This window comes from bacterium (assembly GCA_020440705.1).
Lineage (GTDB): Bacteria > Krumholzibacteriota > Krumholzibacteriia > LZORAL124-64-63 > LZORAL124-64-63 > JAGRNP01.
Genome location: JAGRNP010000192.1, coordinates 1 through 4,655, shown reverse-complemented (window position 1 = coordinate 4,655; position 4,655 = coordinate 1). Strand labels below are relative to the sequence as shown.

Here is a 4,655-nt window from a genome sequence, read left to right as displayed (position 1 = left end):
CGCTTCGCGCCCGCCTGGCTGGCGCGCGGGGGCGCCGTCCTGACCGACCTCACCGACGGGGACGACCCCCTCGTCGGCCAGCCCGCGGCGGCCGGCGCCGCGGTTCTGCTCAGCGCGCGCCCGCGTGAGGCCCTGGCCGCCCTGGCCAGCGCGTGGCGCGCCGCTCTTCCCGTGGCCGTGGCCGGCGTGACCGGCACCAACGGCAAGACCACGACCAAGGATCTCCTGGCCGCCCTGCTGGGAGGCGGTGGCCCCACGTGGGCCACCGCCGGCAACTTCAACAACGACCTCGGCCTGCCGGTGACCCTGCTGGGCCTGCGCCCGGAGCACCGCTTCGCGGTGATCGAGATGGGGGCCTCGGCCGTGGGCGACATCGACCGCCTCGCCGGCCTGGCCCGGCCCCGGGTGGGGGTCATCACCAACGCCTCGCCGGCGCACCTGGCCGAATTCGGATCGCTGGCGGACATCATCACGGGCAAGGGCGAACTGCTCGACCATCTGCCCGCCGACGGCCTGGCGGTGCTCAACGCCGACAGTCCCGGCTTCGAGGCCTGGTGCGCGCGCGCCCGCTCGCCGGTGGCGACCCTCGGCCGGACGGCGGGCGACCACCGCTGGTCCTGGCGCACCGGCGCCGAGGGCCCGGTGCTGACCCTGGACGGCGCCGACTGGCCGGTGCCCCTGCCCGGCGAGCACAACGGCTGCAACCTGGCGGCCGCGATCCTGGCCGCCCGCGGCCTGGGCCTGGCCGACGACGACCTGCGCCGCGGCCTCGGGGCCTTCGCCGCCAGCCCCCACCGCGGCGCCGTGACCACCCTGGCCGGGCGCACCGTGCTCGACGACGCCTACAACGCCAACCCGGGCAGCATGGTCGCTGCGGGCCGCGCCCTGCTCGCGCTGCCCGGCGGCGGCGCGGCGGTGGCGGTCCTCGGGCACATGGCCGAGCTCGGTCCGGACGCCGCGACCCTGCACCGGGAGACCGGCGCGGCCCTGCACGAAGCGGGCGTGCCGGTGCTCGTGGCGGTGGGCGAACAGGCCCGACCCCTGGGTCAAGGTTTTGACGCGGCGGGAGGCACCGCCCATTATTGCGCGTCGGTCGACGAGGCCGCCGCCTGGGTGCTGGCGCACACGGCGCCGGGCGACCGCATCCTGGTCAAGGGGTCGCGCAGCGCGGCCATGGAACGGATCCTGCCCCTGCTGGCCGCGGCCGAGCCCGGGGATCCCTCGAACGGAAACTGAGGCACGAGGCCATGTTCTACCACCTCCTGTTCCCGTTGAGCGAGCACTACGCCCTGTTCAACGTCTTCAAGTACATCACCTTCCGTTCGGCCTACGCGACGGTGACGGCCCTGCTGATCAGCTTCATCTTCGGCGGCTGGGTGATCCGCAAGCTCGAGCAGATGCAGATCGGCGAGACCATCGACACCGACGGTCCGCAGCACCACCAGAAGAAGTCCGGCACCCCGACCATGGGCGGCGTGCTCGTGCTGACGGCCATCGTGATCCCGACCCTGCTCTGGGCCGACCTCTCGAACCGGATGGTGCTGCTCGCCCTGCTGGGCACCGTGTGGATGGGCGTCATCGGGTTCATCGACGACTACCTGAAGGTGGTCAAGAAGCGGCCCAAGGGCATGATCGGGCGCTTCAAGCTGGTGGGGCAGGTGAGCTACGGCCTGATCCTCGGCTCGATCCTGTACTTCGGCGGGAACGGCGACTTCGTGGCCCACACCAGCGTGCCCTTCCTCAAGGACGTGTTCATCAACTGGGGCTGGTTCTACATCCCGCTGGTGATCCTGGTCGTCACCGGCACCAGCAACGCGGTGAACCTCGCCGACGGCCTGGACGGCCTGGCCATCGGCCTCAGCTCGTTGGCCTTCGCGGGCTATGCGGTGATCGCCTACCTCACGGGCCACGCGGTCTTCGCCGACTACCTGAACCTGCTGAATCTGCCGGAGGCGGGCGAACTGACGGTGTACTGCGCCGCGGTGGTGGGGGCGGGCATCGGCTTCCTGTGGTTCAACGCCCACCCGGCCCGCATCTTCATGGGCGACACGGGCAGCCTGGCCCTCGGCGGGGCCCTCGGCACGGTGGCGATCCTGGTGAAGAAGGAATTCCTGCTCGTGGTCATCGGCGGCATGTTCGTGGCCGAGGCCCTGTCCGTCATGGCCCAGGTGACGTGGTTCAAGCGCACGGGCGGCAAGCGGCTCTTCCGCATGGCGCCCCTGCACCATCATTTCGAGCTGACGGGCTGGTCGGAAACCCAGGTCGTCGTGCGTTTCTGGATCATCGGCGTGCTGCTGCTGCTGCTGGGCATGTCGTCGATCAAGCTGCAGTAGAGGGGATCATGGCGTCCGAGTTCGCGGGACGGACCTGCTGGGTGGTGGGCCTGGCGCGCAGCGGCTGCGCGGCCGGCGGTCTGCTGCGCCGGCAGGGGGCCCGGGTCCTGGGCATCGACGACGCCGACAGCGCAACGGTCCGCCGCCGGTGGGAACGCGAAGGCCTGAGCCGACTGGCACCCGGGGCTTTCGACGAGGTTCTCACCGGCGGCGACTGGCCCGATGCCGGTGCGCCCGCCGCCCGGCCGGCGCTCGTGGTCGTCAGTCCGGGCGTGCCGACCGACCATCCGCGCCTGGCCGCCCTGCCCGTCGACGTGCCGCTGGTCGGCGAGCTCGAACTCGCGTCGCGCTTCACGCGGGCCCGCCTCGTGGCGATCACCGGCACCAACGGCAAGACGACCACCACCGAACTGGTGGCGCACCTCGTGCGGGCCGCGGGCCTGGACGGCCGCGCCCTCGGCAACGTGGGGCGGCCCCTGGCCGACGTGGCCGAGGAGCTCTCCGCCGACGCCGTGGCCGTCATCGAGACGAGCAGCTTCCAGCTCGAGACGATGCGCACCTTCGCGCCCGAGGTCGGCGCGGTGCTGAACCTGGCGCCGGACCACCTGGATCGCTACCCCGACCTGGCCGCCTATTACGCCGCCAAGCGCATCCTGGCCGCACGCATCCCCGCCGGCGGCACCTTCGTGACCGGCGCCGGGTGCCGCGAGGCGCGGTCGTGGCCCACGGCCGGCCGCCGCCTGCTCTTCGGCGAGCGGGCCGAAGGGGCCGACGTCCACTACCGCGACGGTTTCCTCGTGCTCGGCGAGGAGGCGCTGCTGCCGCTGGCCGACCTGGCGCAGCAGTCGCCGCCCAACCTGCAGAACGCCCTGGCTGCGGCCGCCATCGGCACCGCCCTCTCACTGCCGCGCGAGGCCCTCGCCGCCGGCCTGGCCGACTTCCCGGGCCTGCCCGACCGGCACGAGTGGGTCGCCACGCGGGGCGGCGTGAAATTCATCAATGACACGAAGGCGACCAACGTCCATGCTGTGTGCGCGGGCCTGGACGGCTTCGCCGGCGAGGTCGTGCTCATCGCCGGCGGCAGCGGCAAGGGCGAGGACTACGCCCCGCTGCGCGACGTGCTCGGCGCGGTGCGCCACGTGGTGCTGATCGGGGCCGAAGGACCGGCCATCGGCGCCGCCCTCGCGGGGGCCGTGCCCACCACCGCGGCCCGGGACATGGCCGCGGCCGTCGCCCTGGCGGCGGACCTGGCCACGGGCCCGGACGGGGCCGACGCGGCGGTGCTGCTGAGCCCGGCGTGCGCGAGCTTCGACATGTTCGCCAACTACAGGGAGCGGGGGCGGGCCTTCACGGCCGCGGCCCTGGCCGCCGGGGCGGTGCCCCGGGGCTGAGGCGACGGCGCCGCTCCGTCCCATCGACGACGCCGCCCGGCGCGGCGACCCATGGACCGGACCACGGAGGGTCGGACATGAACCGGACATTGCGCGGATTCGCGGGCACCATCGAACACGCCGACCGGGGCCTGCTCCTGGCCGCCGGCATGCTCATCTTCCTCGGCAGCATCGTCGTCTTCGGGGCCGGCAGCTCCACGACCCTCGCCAGCCGCTCGCTGATCGGGCCGTGGTACGTCATCGTCCGGCACGCCGTCATGATCGGGGCGGGCCTGGTGGCCATGTTCGCGCTCATGCACTTCGACTACCGGCGCTACCGCCTGCCGTGGGCGAACCTCGTCGTGCTCGGCCTCGCCTACGGGCTGGTCGGCCTGACCCTCTTCACGACCCGCGTCGACGCGTCCGGCCAGGAGACCATCAACCGCTGGGTCACCATCGCCGGCTTCCGCTTCCAGCCGGTGGAGTTCGCCAAGATCGCCATGATCGTCTTCCTCGCCGAACGCCTGACCCGCGTGCGCCGCGGCGTGAAGCTGCAGACGCGCGAGCTCGCGGTGGCCCTGGCCCTCGGGCCGCTGCCGCTGCTGGTGCTGCTGGCCCTGCAGCCGAACTACGGCAACGTCATGGTGACGGTGGGCGTGACCCTGGTGATCCTCTTCGCCACCGGCACCAGCGAGCGCTGGCTGCTGCGCCTGGTGGGCGTGGCGCCCGTCATCGCCGTGCTCGGCTACGTGTTCTCGTACAAGGTGCGCCTGCGCGCCGACCAGCTGCTGCAGGGCCTGAAGGGCGGCTCGTTCGGCTACCAGGTCGACCAGTCGCTGATCGGGCTCGGCGCCGGCGGCCTGACCGGCCTCGGTCCCGGGCAGAGCCAGAACAAGTTCAGCTTCCTGCCCGAGTCGCACACCGACTTCGCCTTCTCGGTGCTCGGCGAGGA

The 4,655-nt window shown here is 72.7% G+C and carries 4 protein-coding genes; all 4 read left to right on the top strand.

Annotated features, from left to right (window positions below; all coding sequences use genetic code 11):
- A partial coding sequence (locus tag KDM41_17305) for a UDP-N-acetylmuramoyl-tripeptide--D-alanyl-D-alanine ligase (GenBank protein ID MCB1185180.1) occupies positions 1-1,236 on the top strand: 1,236 nt, incomplete at its 5' end.
- An 11-nt stretch (positions 1,237-1,247) separates the two neighbouring features.
- The gene (locus KDM41_17300) at positions 1,248-2,333 is read left to right on the top strand and encodes a phospho-N-acetylmuramoyl-pentapeptide-transferase (GenBank protein ID MCB1185179.1); all 1,086 of its coding nucleotides are present in this window, start codon (positions 1,248-1,250) and stop codon (positions 2,331-2,333) included.
- Between the two features lie 8 nt (positions 2,334-2,341).
- Entirely contained in the window at positions 2,342-3,724 is a 1,383-nt protein-coding gene (murD, locus tag KDM41_17295; protein MCB1185178.1) for a UDP-N-acetylmuramoyl-L-alanine--D-glutamate ligase, read from the top strand.
- Positions 3,725-3,801: 77 nt separating this feature from the next.
- A partial coding sequence (locus KDM41_17290) for an FtsW/RodA/SpoVE family cell cycle protein (GenBank protein ID MCB1185177.1) occupies positions 3,802-4,655 on the top strand: 854 nt, incomplete at its 3' end.